This window comes from Xanthomarina arctica (assembly GCF_014638915.1).
GTDB lineage: Bacteria > Bacteroidota > Bacteroidia > Flavobacteriales > Flavobacteriaceae > Xanthomarina > Xanthomarina arctica.
The window spans coordinates 1-16240 of the sequence record NZ_BMFQ01000003.1 but is presented as its reverse complement, the minus strand read 5'-3'; the positions used below and the strand labels follow the sequence as shown (position 1 = coordinate 16240).

Annotated in this window: 17 protein-coding genes; 9 read left to right on the top strand and 8 right to left on the bottom strand. The window is 31.8% G+C overall.

What is annotated here, in order from left to right; translation table 11 throughout:
• Nucleotides 1-91 precede the first annotated feature (91 nt).
• The 7 genes from IEV77_RS11385 (at nt 92) to IEV77_RS11355 (ending at nt 5788) form a co-directional block, all read left to right on the top strand.
• Nucleotides 92-1219 (top strand): T9SS type A sorting domain-containing protein, encoded by a 1128-nt coding sequence (locus tag IEV77_RS11385; protein ID WP_188464939.1) that lies wholly within the window; start codon nt 92-94, stop codon nt 1217-1219.
• Nucleotides 1220-1602: 383 nt separating this feature from the next.
• Complete coding sequence (locus IEV77_RS11380) at nt 1603-2508, top strand: glycerophosphodiester phosphodiesterase family protein (protein WP_229736658.1); 906 nt, start codon at nt 1603-1605, stop codon at nt 2506-2508.
• Nucleotides 2509-2637: 129 nt separating this feature from the next.
• The gene (locus tag IEV77_RS11375) at nt 2638-3504 is read left to right on the top strand and encodes an aldo/keto reductase (RefSeq protein ID WP_188464938.1); all 867 of its coding nucleotides are present in this window, start codon (nt 2638-2640) and stop codon (nt 3502-3504) included.
• A gap of 90 nt (nt 3505-3594) precedes the next feature.
• On the top strand, nt 3595-4437 hold the full coding sequence (locus IEV77_RS11370) for a helix-turn-helix domain-containing protein (protein ID WP_188464937.1): 843 nt from the start codon (nt 3595-3597) through the stop codon (nt 4435-4437).
• Between the two features lie 90 nt (nt 4438-4527).
• Entirely contained in the window at nt 4528-4686 is a 159-nt protein-coding gene (locus IEV77_RS11365) for a hypothetical protein (protein WP_188464935.1), read from the top strand.
• Between the two features lie 141 nt (nt 4687-4827).
• Complete coding sequence (locus tag IEV77_RS11360; RefSeq protein WP_188464924.1) at nt 4828-5376, top strand: carboxymuconolactone decarboxylase family protein; 549 nt, start codon at nt 4828-4830, stop codon at nt 5374-5376.
• 28 nt (nt 5377-5404) lie between these two features.
• Nucleotides 5405-5788 carry a cupredoxin domain-containing protein gene (locus IEV77_RS11355; RefSeq protein WP_188464922.1) on the top strand — a complete coding sequence of 128 codons (384 nt, stop codon included), beginning with the start codon at nt 5405-5407 and terminating at the stop codon, nt 5786-5788.
• 748 nt (nt 5789-6536) lie between these two features.
• Here IEV77_RS11355 and IEV77_RS11350 read toward each other — a convergent pair.
• From IEV77_RS11350 to IEV77_RS11340, 3 genes are all read right to left on the bottom strand, one after another.
• Nucleotides 6537-6911, bottom strand: a complete 375-nt coding sequence (locus IEV77_RS11350; RefSeq protein WP_188464920.1) for a hypothetical protein — start codon at nt 6909-6911, stop codon at nt 6537-6539.
• Nucleotides 6912-7084: 173 nt separating this feature from the next.
• Nucleotides 7085-7672, bottom strand: a complete 588-nt coding sequence (locus tag IEV77_RS11345) for a hypothetical protein (RefSeq protein ID WP_188464918.1) — start codon at nt 7670-7672, stop codon at nt 7085-7087.
• Nucleotides 7673-7753: 81 nt separating this feature from the next.
• On the bottom strand, nt 7754-8230 hold the full coding sequence (locus IEV77_RS11340; protein ID WP_188464916.1) for an SRPBCC family protein: 477 nt from the start codon (nt 8228-8230) through the stop codon (nt 7754-7756).
• Nucleotides 8231-8479: 249 nt separating this feature from the next.
• On the opposite strand from IEV77_RS11340, the gene IEV77_RS11335 reads away from it, so the two are divergent.
• Both IEV77_RS11335 and IEV77_RS11330 read left to right on the top strand, forming a co-directional pair.
• Nucleotides 8480-9685, top strand: a complete 1206-nt coding sequence (locus IEV77_RS11335) for a sensor histidine kinase (protein ID WP_188464914.1) — start codon at nt 8480-8482, stop codon at nt 9683-9685.
• 384 nt (nt 9686-10069) lie between these two features.
• Nucleotides 10070-10813 (top strand): hypothetical protein, encoded by a 744-nt coding sequence (locus tag IEV77_RS11330; RefSeq protein ID WP_188464912.1) that lies wholly within the window; start codon nt 10070-10072, stop codon nt 10811-10813.
• A 333-nt stretch (nt 10814-11146) separates the two neighbouring features.
• Here IEV77_RS11330 and tyrS read toward each other — a convergent pair whose 3' ends face one another.
• The 5 genes from tyrS to IEV77_RS11305 form a co-directional block, all read right to left on the bottom strand.
• A complete protein-coding gene (gene tyrS, locus IEV77_RS11325) occupies nt 11147-12355 on the bottom strand; it encodes a tyrosine--tRNA ligase (protein WP_188464910.1) in 1209 nt (402 codons plus the stop codon).
• Nucleotides 12356-12743: 388 nt separating this feature from the next.
• Nucleotides 12744-13178 (bottom strand): Imm44 family immunity protein, encoded by a 435-nt coding sequence (locus tag IEV77_RS11320; protein ID WP_188464908.1) that lies wholly within the window; start codon nt 13176-13178, stop codon nt 12744-12746.
• 165 nt (nt 13179-13343) lie between these two features.
• Nucleotides 13344-13757 carry a hypothetical protein gene (locus IEV77_RS11315; RefSeq protein WP_188464906.1) on the bottom strand — a complete coding sequence of 138 codons (414 nt, stop codon included), beginning with the start codon at nt 13755-13757 and terminating at the stop codon, nt 13344-13346.
• Nucleotides 13758-13945: 188 nt separating this feature from the next.
• Nucleotides 13946-15169 (bottom strand): ankyrin repeat domain-containing protein, encoded by a 1224-nt coding sequence (locus IEV77_RS11310; protein ID WP_188464904.1) that lies wholly within the window; start codon nt 15167-15169, stop codon nt 13946-13948.
• A 151-nt stretch (nt 15170-15320) separates the two neighbouring features.
• Nucleotides 15321-16019 (bottom strand): SMI1/KNR4 family protein, encoded by a 699-nt coding sequence (locus IEV77_RS11305; protein WP_188464903.1) that lies wholly within the window; start codon nt 16017-16019, stop codon nt 15321-15323.
• Nucleotides 16020-16240 lie beyond the last annotated feature (221 nt).

Here is a 16240-nt window from a genome sequence, read left to right as displayed (position 1 = left end):
CTTTACTTTTACTTAACCTTTAATCTAGAGAATAATAACTATGCTTATTAGATTAAAGTTAACAAAAACCCATTTTCTAAAACCACTTATTATGAAAAAAAAATTACTTTTATTTACTACATGTTGTTTAACTGCCCTTTTTTCTTTTGGGCAAGTACCTACATCTGAAAGAGATGCATTAATAGCCTTTTACAATGCCACAGATGGTGCAAATTGGACAGATAACACCTCTTGGAACACAGCAGACCCTGTGTCTACATGGTCTGGAGTAACGGTCGAAATTGTTGCTGGTCAAGATCATGTTACCGGATTAGTAATGTCAAATAACAATCTTAATGGAACCTTACCTTTAGAAATAGGAGACCTTCTTGAAATTAGAGAAATTGATTTATCATTCCATCCCTTACTTACTGGTAGCATCCCTGCAACAATAGGGAATTTAACATTTCTTGAAGCGCTATCTTTTTGGGACAATAACCTAACTGGTACAATTCCTCCTGAAATGGGAAACTTAACAACTTTAGAGGTTTTAAGTTTAGAAGACAATCTACTAACGGGTAATATTCCAACAGAATTTTCAAATTTAACATCTATGGTTTCCTTTTGGATAAACGGAAATTATTTCTCTGGAGATATTCCTGATATCTTTTCTAATTGGACCGATTTATTCTTCTTCTCGATTGGAAATTCGAACTTAACCCCTGGACCGAGCAATAATTTTACTGGAGATTTAGATTTAAGCAACAATACAGCTTTGTCTCTTTGCTGGGTAGATCACACGCTAATTTCATCTTTAAACATCCAAAATGGTAATAATTCAAGTATAACTAACTTTTGGTACTACGCCATCGAAACTCCAAACCTAACCTGTGTGTTTGTAGACGATGTCGCTTTTAGCAACACCACTTGGGAAGAGACGGATCCTGGATCAACATTTGTTGCAAATGTAGCTGCATGCGAAGCCTTAAGTATTTCGAAAGATACTTTAGCTCAATACATGTCCTTGTATCCAAATCCAACGTCAGGTATTTTAAACATGAAAAATAATAGCAACACAACTATTGAAAACGTCACGATTATAAATACTATTGGACAAAAAGTTATGGAAACCCAAATCGGGAATAAAATAGATATTTCAAGTTTAACTGAAGGAATGTACTTCGTAAACGTTAAAACTCTAAATGGGGAAATAACAACTTTTAAAATACTTAAAAAGTAAAACCATAAAAACACAAAACAATAGCGGTTAGTTTAAAAACACACCTTCCTACATTTTACCATACATGATTATAGGACTGTATTTAAATTCTAACCGCTATTCTTTTTTTTTTTTTAGTAAATAATAATCTATTTACTATCAGTATATTAAAATTGCAATATCATTTTCCCATTCACCCTTTCCATCGCCAAAAAGGCACCAAGCAAAACCAAATCTACCTTCCTTTTAGTCAAAATGATTCCTTAGTCATTATTAACAAATCTTAAAGCTTTTAATTCGGCTTTGTCTCTTCAAAAAAACAAGGTACATTCGTATTCTTATAAAGTATAGATACTTACAAGCAAACACATTATAAAAGGATGCATTTTAACAAAAAACCAATCATGCTAAGAATAACAATGGTATTTCTTATGCTTCTAAGCCTCCAATCTTGTAAAAATCAAAACCAGACCATAGATCTCCAAGGTCATCGAGGAGCTCGAGGCATATTACCAGAAAACACCATTCCAGGATTCATAAAAGCATTAGAAATTGGTGTCACAACTTTAGAAATGGACGTTGTAATTTCTAAAGATAATAAGGTTGTAGTTTCTCATGAACCCTTTTTTTCTCATGAAATTGCTATAACTCCCAAAGGAGAAATCATAACCTTAGAAAACGAGCAACAACATAACATATACCAACTTCCATACGAGGAAATAAAAAAGTACGACGTTGGTATCAAACCCCACGAACGCTTTCCTCTTCAACAAAAAATGCCAGTCCACAAACCCTTGCTAATAGATGTTATAAATGAAGCAGAAAATTACACAACAAAAAACAATTTAAAGAAACCTTATTACAATATAGAGATCAAACGTAACTCAGAATTTGATACCATCTATCATCCTGCCGTTAAAGAATTTGTAACCTTAGTGCTGGAACAGATTAATATGAGCCAGATTGCTAACAGAATATGCATTCAATCTTTTGATATCGAAACGTTACAAATGGTAAAACAAATGGAACCTCAACTTACTTTAGCGCTCCTTGTTGAAAATGAAAAATCTCTAGATCAAAACATCAAAAACCTTGGCTTTACACCTCAAGTTTACAGCCCATATGTTACATTGGTAAATCAAAAATTAGTTGACAATTGTAAGAAACAAAACATGTTGCTTATTCCTTGGACTGTCAATACACAAGAAGAAATACTAGAAATGATTCAATTTCAGGTAGACGGCATTATTACCGATTATCCAGATAAACTAAAATCAGTTTTAGATAGCTTAAATATCTCGGTTTTTTAAAAAGCCTAAAGAAAACAGATTTCGCAAAATTAGACACTAAAATATTAGAAGCTACCAATTGGAATAGTAAGAATTAATTGCTGATTGGTATGAATCAAACTGAGAAACGATTCTCGTTAAACTTTTTATATGACAAAGAAATCAAAACTCATTATTGGTTGCATGTCCTGGGGTAAATGGGGAAAACAGCTATCCACTAAAGAACAAGCCAAAATGATTCAGTTCTGTACTGAAAACGGCCATACCACCTTCGATCATGCCGATATCTATGGTGATTATACAACGGAAAGTGACTTTGGAAATGCCTTTATAGAAAGTGGTATTCCTAGAGAGCACATACAGCTTATTTCTAAATGTGGTATCCAATATGTTGGCAAAACCAGAACCCATAAAACAAAACATTATAATTACTCTAAAGACTATATTATTTGGAGTGTCGAAGAATCTTTAAGAAATTTAAAAACAGATTATTTAGATACTTTTTTATTGCATAGACCAAGTCCGTTGATGCAACCGGATATCATTGCCGAAGCCATTTCCCATTTACAGGAAAGTGGTAAAATTATTCAGTTTGGAGTCTCAAATTTTACACCCTCTCAAATAGCATTAATTTCTGATAAAATCCAGGTTCAAGTAAATCAAATTGAGTTCTCTTTAACCCAACAAAAGGCCATGCAAAATGGCACTTTAGATTACATGTTACAAAAGAACATTCAAGCAATGAGTTGGAGTCCTTTAGGAACTGTTTTTAAAGAGAAAAACGAGCAAGCTTATAGAATAAACAAAGTTTTAAAAACCTTATCAGAAAAATACAACCTCTCTGTAGATAACATCCTTTTAAGTTGGATTTTAAAACACCCTATTCATGTGTCTCCTGTTATTGGAAGCACCAATAAAGAACGGATTAAAAATGCAAATAAAGCTTTAGAAGTGTCGTTGGAACTGGAAGATTGGTTTATGCTTTTAGAGGCAAGTCAGGGACATGAAGTACCATAGCGACTAATAATATTTAATTGCTACTTCAAAGACTTCTTAAATAATTTTCTTTTTTTGTAATTTTTCTATTACTAATTAGACTTAGAAGCTATGACTCACACTTTTAAGGAATTTTCTACAAACGCTATTTTCAACATTGGAAATGAGACCGATTTATTGCCATTTAAAAAAGCGAAGCAATGTGAGTTTTATACTTTTATCTGGGCAAATTCAGAAGCCATCGATATTATTATTGATAGTGTTCCATTTACTATTGAACCTCATAGTATTTTAGCCTTAACCCCTATTCAATATCTGCAATATGTTAATGGTACAGATGCTACCGTTTATCAGTTTAACAGAGAATTTTACTGCATTAAAGATCACGATCAAGAAGTAAGCTGTGTAGGCATTTTGTTTTTTGGAAACACCAATATTCCAATCATACATTTAGATGCTAACGAACAACAAAAATTCAAAACGCTTCACGAGGTTTTTATAGATGAATTAGAAACGGAAGATAACATTCAAGCCGAAATGCTTAGAATGCTAATGGCACGTTTTATTATAAAAAGCACCCGATTATTAAAGGCCAAAGAAGGGATTACGGAAACCCCTAAAAGTTCTAAAGTAGATTTACTTCGTGAGTTTAATTTTCTGGTAGAGCAACATTTTAAAACAGAACACAGCGTGTCTTTTTATGCTGACAAACTGTTTAAATCTCCAAAAACCTTATCTAATAATTTTGCCAAATTAAATAGAAGTCCCTTACAGATTATACATCAGCGTATTGTATTAGAAGCGCAACGTTTATTAAGCTACACCGACAAATCTGCCAAAGAGATTGCTTACGATATTGGCTTTGAAGACGCTTCTCACCTAAGCCGATTGTTTAAAAAACACACCACATTATCGCCATCAGACTACAAAAAGAGATTAAATTCCTTTAGTTAGGAAAAATTGACAAGCCTTTGGGCAAATTCTTCATTTTTCAGCACCTCCTTCTATCGCATCTTTGCATTGTAATATTAAAACAATAATAAGATGAAACTAAAAAACAAATCTATATTCAACCTCATTGAAATATTCATGAGTACTCCTAAAAAGGCTGTAAATACGATTGTACCAGAAACACACTGCGATCAAAAGTACATGCACGATTATTATTGTGATGCCGAAAAGCCTTTTATAAGCTACAATTAGCAACAAGGGAAAAAATGACATGCTTTAGGGAATTACAATCATTCTATAACAAGCCCATATACCGCAACTTTGTACCATCAAAAAAAAACAAAATAAATACTAATAAAATCTGAATACCATTCAGCATTAAAATTTAAAATTATGAATACATTTAAAGTTCCTTCAAGAGAAGACGTAAGTACGAACAACCAAGCTATTTTCGATAACCTAAGTAAAGCTTTAGGCTTTGTACCAAATTTATATGCAACATATGCGCATAGCGATACAGCCTTAGAAAATTACTTAACATTTGCCAATGCAAAAACATCTTTATCTGCTAAAGAAAAAGAAGTTGTAAACCTTGCCGTTAGCCAAGTAAACGATTGTATATATTGTCTTTCAGCCCACACTGCTATTGGGAAAATGAATGGTTTTACAGACGCCCAAATCTTAGAATTAAGAGCTGGATATTCTACGGTTAACGACAAATTCAATGCTTTAGCAAGTTTAGCAAAAAACGTGACTGAGAATAGAGGAAAAACAGATGAAACCGTTTTAGAAAACTTCTTTAATGCAGGTTATACCAAAGGGAATTTAATAGATACCATTTCTTTAGTTGGCGACAAAACCATCTCTAATTATGTACATAGTACCACTCAAGTTCCTGTAGATTTTCCTGTAGCACAACCTTTAGAATTAGAAACCATATAACCTTTAATAAAACCTAAATAATAGTAAGATGAAAAAAATTATAGCAGTAATCGTATTCGCATTAACCTTTACAATAACAGGAAATGCACAAGACAAAATGAATTCTAAAGCAACAACCGTTTCTTTAGAACAAACCAAAGGTGAGTTTACTCAAAAAACATTGACCTTAACAGAAGGCAATTACATTTTTGAAATTGCCAATAACAACGTTGGACATCAAGTAGGATTTGTATTAGTTCCTAAGGGAGCAGATGCGTCTAAACCTGAAAACCATATTCAAACAGCTTATGTTACTAAAGCCGTAGAAAATAACACCACGGAGTCAAGTCAAGTTACTAGCTTAGCAAAAGGAGAATATGTGTATTTCTGTCCTCTAAACCCGACACCTCAATATACTTTAATTGTAAACTAATTTATATGATCGTTTTTTTTATAAAACGGGCTATCATAGTAAATAGAAAAGAGCAATCCATGGATTGCTCTTTTCTTGTTTTATACTTAAATTTAATAGTACGTCTTATTAGAAGCTTTTACCTGTTAAAGACAATCCCATAACAGACTACCTGATAGGGCTTATAACCCAAATCTAGCCATAGACTTTATCTATTTATTAGTAATAGTTATTAATAAGTAAGTAGAGTGAGAATATGGAAATTAAAAAATATCTAGATAACTACAGTAAATATAATTGGAAATATACGAACGAAATTATTGTTCAAATAAAAAACTAATTTACCAACACGCTATCTGAAAAATTGCTACTTTTAGATTAACTAAAGTTAGTTACTTTGCTTGCTATCTACTGATTTTCTTTCGAAAAATCTTCGTGCATAATCACGCAACTTTCCAAATACAAAACCATTGTAAAACAGTTTTAAGAAAATTATAACGATTAGTACATAAATCTAATACAAAAGAAATTTCAACGAATCTTCTTATAGGTAAATCATGTGAAACGCTTTAACAGTAAAAGAAATACCATTCCAACAATAGCACTATCGGTTTTTTAGGATTCAATACTCTTTCTCCATTTTCTTTGATGGGTAAGGATTCTGGGAATCCAAGTTTTCCTCCAAAGACCCAGTTGAAATGACTTATTGCCTGTACCATTAGGATAATGCTTAATATAATTGATAAGATCATGGTTTTTTTAGTTGGATCTATTCTTCAAGGATTCTTCCCATGGTTCCTGCAATTACTTTTACTTGAAATGTTTTGGATTCTAAACCTTCGGTTTGGTAACTTAATACCAGGTTTTTTTCACCATCAGTATTTACTTTAAAGTTGAAGGTGTAAATTGTTTTATTATTTTCAACCTTAGTGTTTTGGTCAGTTAAAGAGATGACTGGTTCAATTTCTGATTGTAATACCCATTTGTTTTTACCTTGAGCATCGCCTTCTAATTGTATTTGAAACGGACTGTCTAACTGGTATTCTACAGTGGTATTGTTATCGGTTTCTGTTAATGGGCCAGAGGTGCAACTACTAATGGTTATTAATAGGCATAATACTGCCAAATATTTTAAGTGTTTCATGAGTTTAATAAGATTGAAATTTTTATTTTATTAAATATGTTGTACAATTTAAGGATGTTTTTATAAAGGCTGTTGCCAAACGTTTTAAAATTGATTATTCAACAGATGAATTAAAATATGATAGAAAAAGAGCTCATAGAATTATTCCCATTTTATTAAATTTATTAGAAGCTTTATTTTATTTCAAACTCCTTTACTAAGGAATTGATTGGGATGGCTACCACTTTTTTGTTTTGCATTAAAAACAAGATGTCTTTTGTTTTTCCAATAAGCTTTCCATGTATTATTTGGTCGTCGGAGTATTTTAAACTTATAGGCGATTCGCTAATAATTTGTCTCTTTGCAAAGACGCCATAGATGTCTGCCGAAAGATATAAGTAGAATACAAATAAAGAGCCAAATAAAGAATATCTATAGATGTTGAACCAGCTTTTTTTGTCCCAATTAAGATTTGCTTTTGAATAGGTTTTTGGGTATTTTCTTTGAATAAGTGCATCTAGTTTAATGAATGCATAAATGCATGCTATAGTAATTGTAGAAAATAATAATATTCTGAAATCTGAAAATGGGGCAATTAGAAAATCAAATACGTCGGCATAATCAAAAATATTAATTCCAAATTCTGAATATTTTTGAAAGGTAAAAAGCATTCCAATACCTACTATTAGAACGTAAGAAATTGTAACAATGGTTTGGATTTCTTTTATAACAAGCTCGTAAGTGTCTTTTATTAATCCTTCTTTCATATTGTTTTTGGTCATAGGGCTACTATTGTTTTTGGTCATAGGGCTACTATTGGTTTTGTAACTAATTTACTTTAATATGGAGTTTTGCTATGGGCTTTATTCAGTTAGTAATTCTTTCCACTTTTCAGATTCCGCAAATTCTTTTACAACACGATTCCGTTCAGTTAATAATTCAGTCATATATTTTTTGAGAAACAACTTGTCGGCTAACTTTCCTAAAATCCCAAAAGGTGACTTATAATCAAAAAAGTCAGTCATCAAAGTGCCGCCATTTGATTCCGCAAAGTGATGTTCGTGTTTAAATTCTGAAAACGCTCCTGTAACCATTTCGTCTGCAAAGTAATTCGGTTTATCAAATTCCGTTATTTTGGAAGTGAGTTTTTGATAAATTCCAAAGTGTTTTGCCCTCCACGTTACGCTTTCATCTAATCCAATTAATCCACTCGTTTTTCCAGCTATTGCTTCTTCATTTGTTTGTTCAGTCGATATTTTATGTAAATCGATACTTCGTGATAAGTCAAATACGATATTTCTATCAGCTTTTATTTCAGTTTGAAGTTCAATTCTCGGCATTGTTTGGGTATGTATGGTAACGGTTTAATATATGATTTGATTCGCCAGTTCGCTTCGCTCGTGTGTGGCGTGTTTAAGCACCTAAATTAGTAAAAATGAACCGAACCAGTGGACAATCCGTAGGATTTTCCACGTAGGCTAGAACTAGCAATGAAATATACACGTTTTTGTAAACTGTTGTTTGAGGATGATTATGTAATTGTTTAGTAATTTACCTTATTTTTGAATTTTAAAAAACAAACAGTTTTTATGATAGCACCTAAATTTCCAAAGAATGAGCATGGAAGGCAATTAGCAGTAAACAAATATAAACTCTTAGATACATTACCAGAAGAAAGTTACGATAATATAACTGCTTTAATGGCATATATCTGTGAAGTGCCAATATCCTTGGTAACATTGTTAGATAAAGATCGAAATTTTTTAAAATCACATCATGGCATTCCATTTAATGAATCACCAAGAGAAATTTCTTTTTGTGGGCATGCCATAAATTCTGATGAATTGATTACAATCGTTGAGGATTCGAGAGAAGACGAGCGATTTCATGATAATCCATTGGTAACGGACTATCAAGCAATTTTTTATGCTGGAGCAACATTAATTAATTCTGATGGATATAAGCTTGGAACATTATGTGTTTATGATACCAAACCTAGAAAATTAAAAGATGAGCAGAAAAATGCACTTATTGCAATGGCAAAACAGGTAACAAATTTGTTTGAGCAAAGATATCAAAACTTAAAACTTATCCGATTAAAGGATAAATTAAATAAAAGAAATGAAGCATTGGAAAAATTTGCTCAAGTTGTTTCTCATGACCTTAAATCTCCATTGGCTAATATCATTTCTCTAACCGAATTACTTGAAGATGAAAACAAAGGGAATTTAAATGATGAATCACAGCAATATCTGAAATATCTTAAATCTTCTTCTTATTCCTTAAAAAGTTATATTGATGGTCTATTAGAGTTTTATAAAAGTGATGAATTGCTAAAGGATAGAAATGAATTAATAATAGTTCAGGACCTTTTAAAAGATCTAATTAAATTAACTGACCCAAACAAAACTGTTTCTTTCTATTTTGAAGGTAGTACTAAGACAATTAATACTAATAAATCGGCTCTAATTCAAGTGCTTGTAAATTTAGTAACTAATGCGATTAAATACAATCTAAAATCAAAAGTTGAAATCAAAATTAATATATCTGAAGATGAATCCAAGTATAATTTGTTAGTGGAAGATAATGGAGAAGGTATTCCGGCTGAATTTCTAGATAAAATATTTAATATTTTTAATGTTGTTGGTGTTGAAGATAGGCATGGAAATATTGGAACAGGTATCGGATTAGCTTCCGTAAAGAAGATTATTGATAATCTTGGAGGAGAGATAAAAGTTATATCTGAATTGAAAATTGGAAGTACATTTTTCTTTACTATTCCAAAAACATTTTAACTTGAATCCTAGAGTGTTTCTTATATAAAAGTCATTTTTCAAACATAAGGTTTAAAATTGTGTAGCCTTATTTCAGTATGGGTCAAGCTTGCACACAACGTGTTTGAAATCGTAATTGTACTTGACTTTTCTTCCCATAAAATTACACTTAAATAGTGTCTAACTTTTTGGGTTTAGTTCAAAATCCGCACGGATTGTCGTAAGGAGGCGAGTAATAGCAATGAATTATACACATTGTTGTGTATAATGCTTTTCGCGTTCATTCTTTATTTATCGGATTTTAGAATGAGGTTTTTTTATAAATGATTAAACCTTTATCAATTTTGATAGTCTACATACTATAACTATTAAAAATTTATAATAACATTCTAAAATTTACAATAAATGAAATATCTAATACTCGTACTCTTAACACTTTCAAGTCTCTCTTCTTTCGCATCAAATAAAAGTAGTTTTCCAGCAGATACTACGCAAATAAGCAATGAAAACGTTTTATATAAAGTTTCACAAGACAACAATTATGTTTACCTAAATATAAGCACCACAGATAGAAATACGGCAATGTCAATCATTAAAAATGGTCTTACCATTTATTATGATATAAAAGGAAAGACTAAAAAGGATGTGTATGTAAAATATCCATATGGTAACGAACCAAGACAATCTCGACAAGGTTCACAAGAAAATATTGATATCAACGCTATTGACTTAAATAGTATGATTGAAAAATTACCTGCAGAAGCAGAGTATGGTTCTTTTGAAGAAAAGCAAGCGTTTAATAAAGACTTAAATACTTTAGATATTGCAATTGCAAACCACTATACAGCTTCGAGTCAATTATTTGAATTTTCAATTAAAACCCCAAAAGCTAAAATAGCTTCCCAAGAAAACAGTGATTTTTCTAAATTATCTATAGGCGTTGTTGCCAATAAAATGGAAGGTAGTGGTAATAAAGAAAGAGGGCAAGGTCAAAGCCAAGGAATGAGAAGTGGTGGTGGTCGCGGAGGAAATGGTAGCGGCGGTGGACGAAGCGGCGGTGGACGTGGCGGATCGAGAGGCCAAAATGAACAACAATCAAGTCCAACAACAGAAAGGGTAACTGTTGATTTTTGGTTTGATGCATATTAAACACATACCTGTCATAAACATCTAAATATTCAAGTACTTTTATTCGTTATTATCGTCATTTGAGCGTTGGCAAAAAAACAGCTCTTTTATTTTTTTTAGCGTTGACATTTGGCGTAGGGGAAAATGAATGTGCTGTTTTTGCATTGGCATTTTTAGTTCTAATTTTGATGATTTGTACGATTTTCCGCATTATGCACATCGGTTTTGTATATGAAAAGTGCGTGCTTGTGTCAGCGGATTTTCGGAACGAAAATCGGATGAAAGCAAGTACGCACTTTCCTTTGGTTTAGCACTAAACTACGCATTTTTTATATAAGGTGTTAGCAGCCGGCCTTATTCTATTAATTCGTAAAAATCTCTTTTTCCTATTTTTATTTTTGTACCTGATTTTATGGTTATTTCTGTATTTATATCTTTGTTTTTTTTCAAATTAACTTGCACTGCGCCATCTTCAATTAATCTCCGGATAGCCGATTTTGATAACCCTTTTTTTAATTGAATACATAAATCTATTAATTTAATTGTCTTTTTTTCTTGTTGGATATTATTAATTAATACTGGTTCAAATTCTTTGTCTTCAAATTTCTTGTTCTGAAATTGGTTTTTAAAGTGTTCTTCTGCTTGTTGAGCTAGGCTACTATTATGGTATTGAGTAATAATATTTTTAGCAATTATTTTTTTTATTTCCATTGGGTTTTCTCCATTGTTTAAGCTGTTTTTAATTGCTTGTTTTTCGTTTAAAGAGAAATCGGTTGTTAAATGAAGGTATTCCTCAATCAAATTATCGGGAATAGACATCGTTTTTCCAAACATATCTTTTGCCTTATCTGTTAAACCTATTGTATTGTTTAACGACTTGCTCATTTTTTCTATTCCATCAAGTCCTTTTAATAATGGCATACACATTACAATTTGTGGATTCATCTCAAAAGTTTCTTGAAGTTTTCGCCCCATTGTACAGTTAAAAAGTTGGTCTGTGCCTCCCATTTCAATGTCTGCCTTAATTTCTACCGAGTCAAAACCTTGTAAAATAGGGTAGACCATCTCGTGCATTGCAATTGGTGTGTTTTCAGTAAACCGTTTATTAAAATCATTTCTATGCAGAAGCTGAGCAACGGTCACTTTTGATAAAACTTGAATCACTTCTGTAAATGATAATTTGTCTAACCATTCAGAATTAAAAACTATTTTAACTTTATCAATGTCTATGATTTTAGATAATTGATTGATGTATGTTTCAGCATTATGTTTAACAGCTTCTACTGATAATGGTTTTCTACTTTTGTTCTTTCCTGTAGGGTCTCCAATTCTTGCCGTAAAATCTCCAACTAAAATTATAACTTGATGCCCTAAATCTTGAAACTCTCTGAGTTTTTTTAGTACAACTGCGTGTCCTAAGTGTAAATCTGGTGCAGTTGGGTCAAAACCAAGTTTTATAATGAGCTTTCGATTCTCTTTTTTCGCTTGTTCTAACTTTTCTTCCAATCCATTTTCAGGAAGAATGATTTCTACATTTTCTTTTAATCTAGTTATTGTTTCCATATTTTTTTAAATAAAAAAAGCCCGAGCAAATGCTCGGGCTTTATAGTTATGTTATAATTTATAATTATCAGTTATTATTTGAAGTATACACATAGACATTCCAAGCAGATATTATTTTGTTATAATAAGTGCTGAAATAAGGAAGGCGTAATATGTTATTCAATCTTTTCATTTTCTAATGCAAATGTAATTTTAAATTTTTAATCTACAATTTATATTGTGTCGTAATTTTTGTTTTAGCTTGTTGCTAACGGTTTTGTGTATGGAAAGTTGCATGCTTGTGTCAGAGGGTTTTCGGAACGAAAATCGGATGAAAGCAAGTACGCACTTTTCTTTGGTTTCGCACTAAACTACGCATTTTTTATAAACAGTGTTGTACACTGGCTTTTTATCCTTTCAACGTTTTTTCCACTTTACTTTTAAGTTCGGAAATATTAGTATCTAATTTATTCCGCTTTATTTTTTCAGTTAATAATTCGAGTTTCTCTAAAATCGTATTCTTAAAGTATAATTGTCTTTCGTTTTCCTTGAGTCTGAAAAAGTTTTGGTCATCCAATATTATTGGTATTCCGACAGATTGTTCTTTTCTGCGAAAACTTCCAATCGGTTTTATGTTTTTACGTTCGTAAGGAATTGGTCTTACATAAAATTCAAAGAGAATCAGTTTTAAGTCAGTTCCGAAATCTTGCCATTTCAGGAAATTGAGTTTGTTTTTTAATCCATTTTCGCTCCACAAGTATGACCTGATTAATTCAGAATCAGTTTCTCCAAAGTTGAAACTTGCGTAAAACCCTAAAATATTATCCATGATTTTTTCTGTCATTCGTGGTTTTTTCAGCTTGTGTACAACGGTTTTGTGTAAGAAATGTTGCGGTTTTGTATGCGAGGATTTTCCGCAGGAAAATCAGTAGCTAACAAAAGAGCAACGACCTTTCGATAAGTCTAAAATAAGCAATGTTTTTTACACGGTGTTACCACACGTTTTTATTTATTTATCCGATTTTAAATTTCGGTATCCTTTAAAAATTATCACAAACGCAAATCCAAGTAAAAGAAATCCATAAGCAAAATCATTGTCAGTTTTATATTCGTCCGCAAAAATAAATCGGTCGTGATTTTGATTGGTCAATAGTTGTATGTTTTCCGTGTTGTTTATTTCTTTACAATATTTTTCTTTAGTCCGTTTAACAAAAGTTTTACCATTAAATTCGAATTTCAGAAAATAATTTCTCTTTCCAATTTCATAACAGTCGATAACTTTTACGTTAACTGTTTTATTACTTTCCGTAATTTTTTTGTCTAAATATCCGTTTCGAATTATGATTAGGCTTACCAAAATCATAAATATTCCTCCAAAAATAAGTCCGTATTTATTTAAAAATGTTAGTATTTTATTTCCCAATGTTTTTTCTCAAATGTGTGGTAACGGTTCTTGTATGAGTAGTGCGGTATTTCGAAGCTCCAAACTATCAAGTTACACTGCCGCTCATTAATTAATAATTCATTAAAATATAGCATTTTCCCCGCATTACTTATACATATTGTTAGCTTTTCGTTAATTTGATCCTTGCTTTTTCTACAATGTATTTTTTACATGACATGATCGATAAATGTTAATTTCAAGTCAGTTAATTCTTTGTTTTTAAGTGTTTTACTTGACTGCAGGGACTCAAAGACTTCCGACATGATTGTTTTGTACTCTTGCTCATTTTCATGGTATATGTCAAAATCAAAGCCATCGTCTTCCTCCAGCTCAACTATTAATTCTCTATTTTTTAAATCATCAACCAAATAACAAATACCTTCGTCTATTTGGAAATTTACATAGGTCTTACTCAAACTCATGTTTTCTAAAGCTAAAGAAATGGTATTAACCATTTTTGAAATATCTGTATCTCCTCGATCATTAGTTTCATTTTTTTGATTTTCCCCTATTGCTTCTTCCAATGCAACAAGAACTCCATTTTCCTCAGCTAAACTATAAATGGTTGAACCATAACCATCTTTAACATTCGGATCTGCACCTGCCACAATTAGTTCTTTAACGACTTCATAATGTTTCTCTATGGCACTCAGGTGCAAGGCGTTCTTTCTATCATTTTCTCCAGAAGTTTCAATGTCTGCTCCTTTAGCTAACAGCATACGTACAATATCAGTATAACCCCAAAAAGCTGCAGTATTAAGAGGGCTGGCTTGACGTCCTCCTCCATATAAATGATGTTGTTTATTTACGCCAATATTTGGATCTGCACCTGCTTCCAGTAATAGTTTTACCGTTTCTGCATGCCCTTGTTCGCAAGCGAACATAAGGGCCGTTTGTCCTTTTTGGGTTTCTATATTAATACCTACGCCCATACTAATTAACATCTCAACAATATCAAGTCTTCCTTTATAGGCGGCATGAATCAATGGGGTCCAATTATGAGAACAATCATCAATAGGTAAACCTGCGTCCAATAATGTTTTTACGAATTTTGCATTAGTGTATTGACATGCCCGACATAGCACTGAACTATTAGCAGCATCCCGATCATGTGGTTGCGCTCCATTAGAAATAAGTATTTTAAGAATTTCAACATTCCCAAAGGCTGCGGACATTAAAATGGCCGTTTCATTATTGGTAATTGGAAAATTCACATCTGCACCTGCATCAATAAGTAGCTTAACTATATGTAGATGATCTCCTTGTATCGCTGCATTTAGAGGTGTATTCCCATTAATTTCAAAATTCGGATTCAAACCCTGTTTTAAGTTTAAAGAAATTATTTTTTCATTACCACCTTGGCAGTCTTCTAGGAATTCTTCTTGTTTCATTTTCTGTTTTTTATACTTAATTAATTCTCAAATACTTTGATATTGGTTCGTTTGCTGTAATGAAAGCTAACGGTTTTGCTATGAAGCCGTAGGCTTGTGTTGCGCCTGCGGCAAGACTATGCTTTATTAGCTATTGTTAGATAATGTTTTTCTAGAGATCCCAGAAATTGTATATGATTTTATAGTTATTATCAGGGTCTATTTTATCGAAGTTTTCAGTATTTCCAGTCTCTAAATAATCTGTTAAGCAGTTGATAAAAGATGAAAAATTAGAAAACCAATTTTTGGTTGATGTTGCTTCCTTAGATTCTGTAGCAAAGGAGATTGAATAAAGAACAATTGGGGGATTAACTTTATCTTGCTTTGTGTCAAGACAGATGTGCCATTCATGATTAACAATTCCAAAAGGAATTAATCCTTGTTCCAATAATTTGGGATATGATATTAAGTTTTCTTCAAACAGATACTGTTTTAAATACTTTAAATTTGCTCCTTCAGGGTTTCCAATAAGTGAAATAGCATTGATGTCATAATCATCAATCTCACGCATTTTTTCAATATCACTAAGCTTAAGTACAGTGCCAAATGATCCAGGGATTGCAAAAACATAACCTACGGTTACCATAATATCGTAGAGATTTACAGAGTAGTGAGCTTTGTATAAATTTTTAAATGCTTCTGGTAATGTGCATTTAAGTCTCTCTTCTATTTCAATAAAATGATGGTCTTTTATGTTGCTGGGTTTTAACACTTCAGTCCAGTAATTCTCAGCACTAAAAATATTTTCTTCCACAAAATAATCTTTTTGTCTAGAGTAATAAGCTTTAAAAAAATCAGTTTCAGGTTTCATTTTATCTAATATTATCTAACGGTTTTGTATATGAAAAGTGCGTGCTTGTGTCAGAGGATTTTCGGAACGAAAATCGGATGAAAGCAAGTACGCACTTTCCATTGATTTAGCACTAAACTACGCATTTTTTATATACAGCTTAAGTTAGCATTTTAATAAAAACACTAAATTAAGGCATATAAATTAGAAAGAATAAAAGAGAGAATTAAGGTTAGTATATA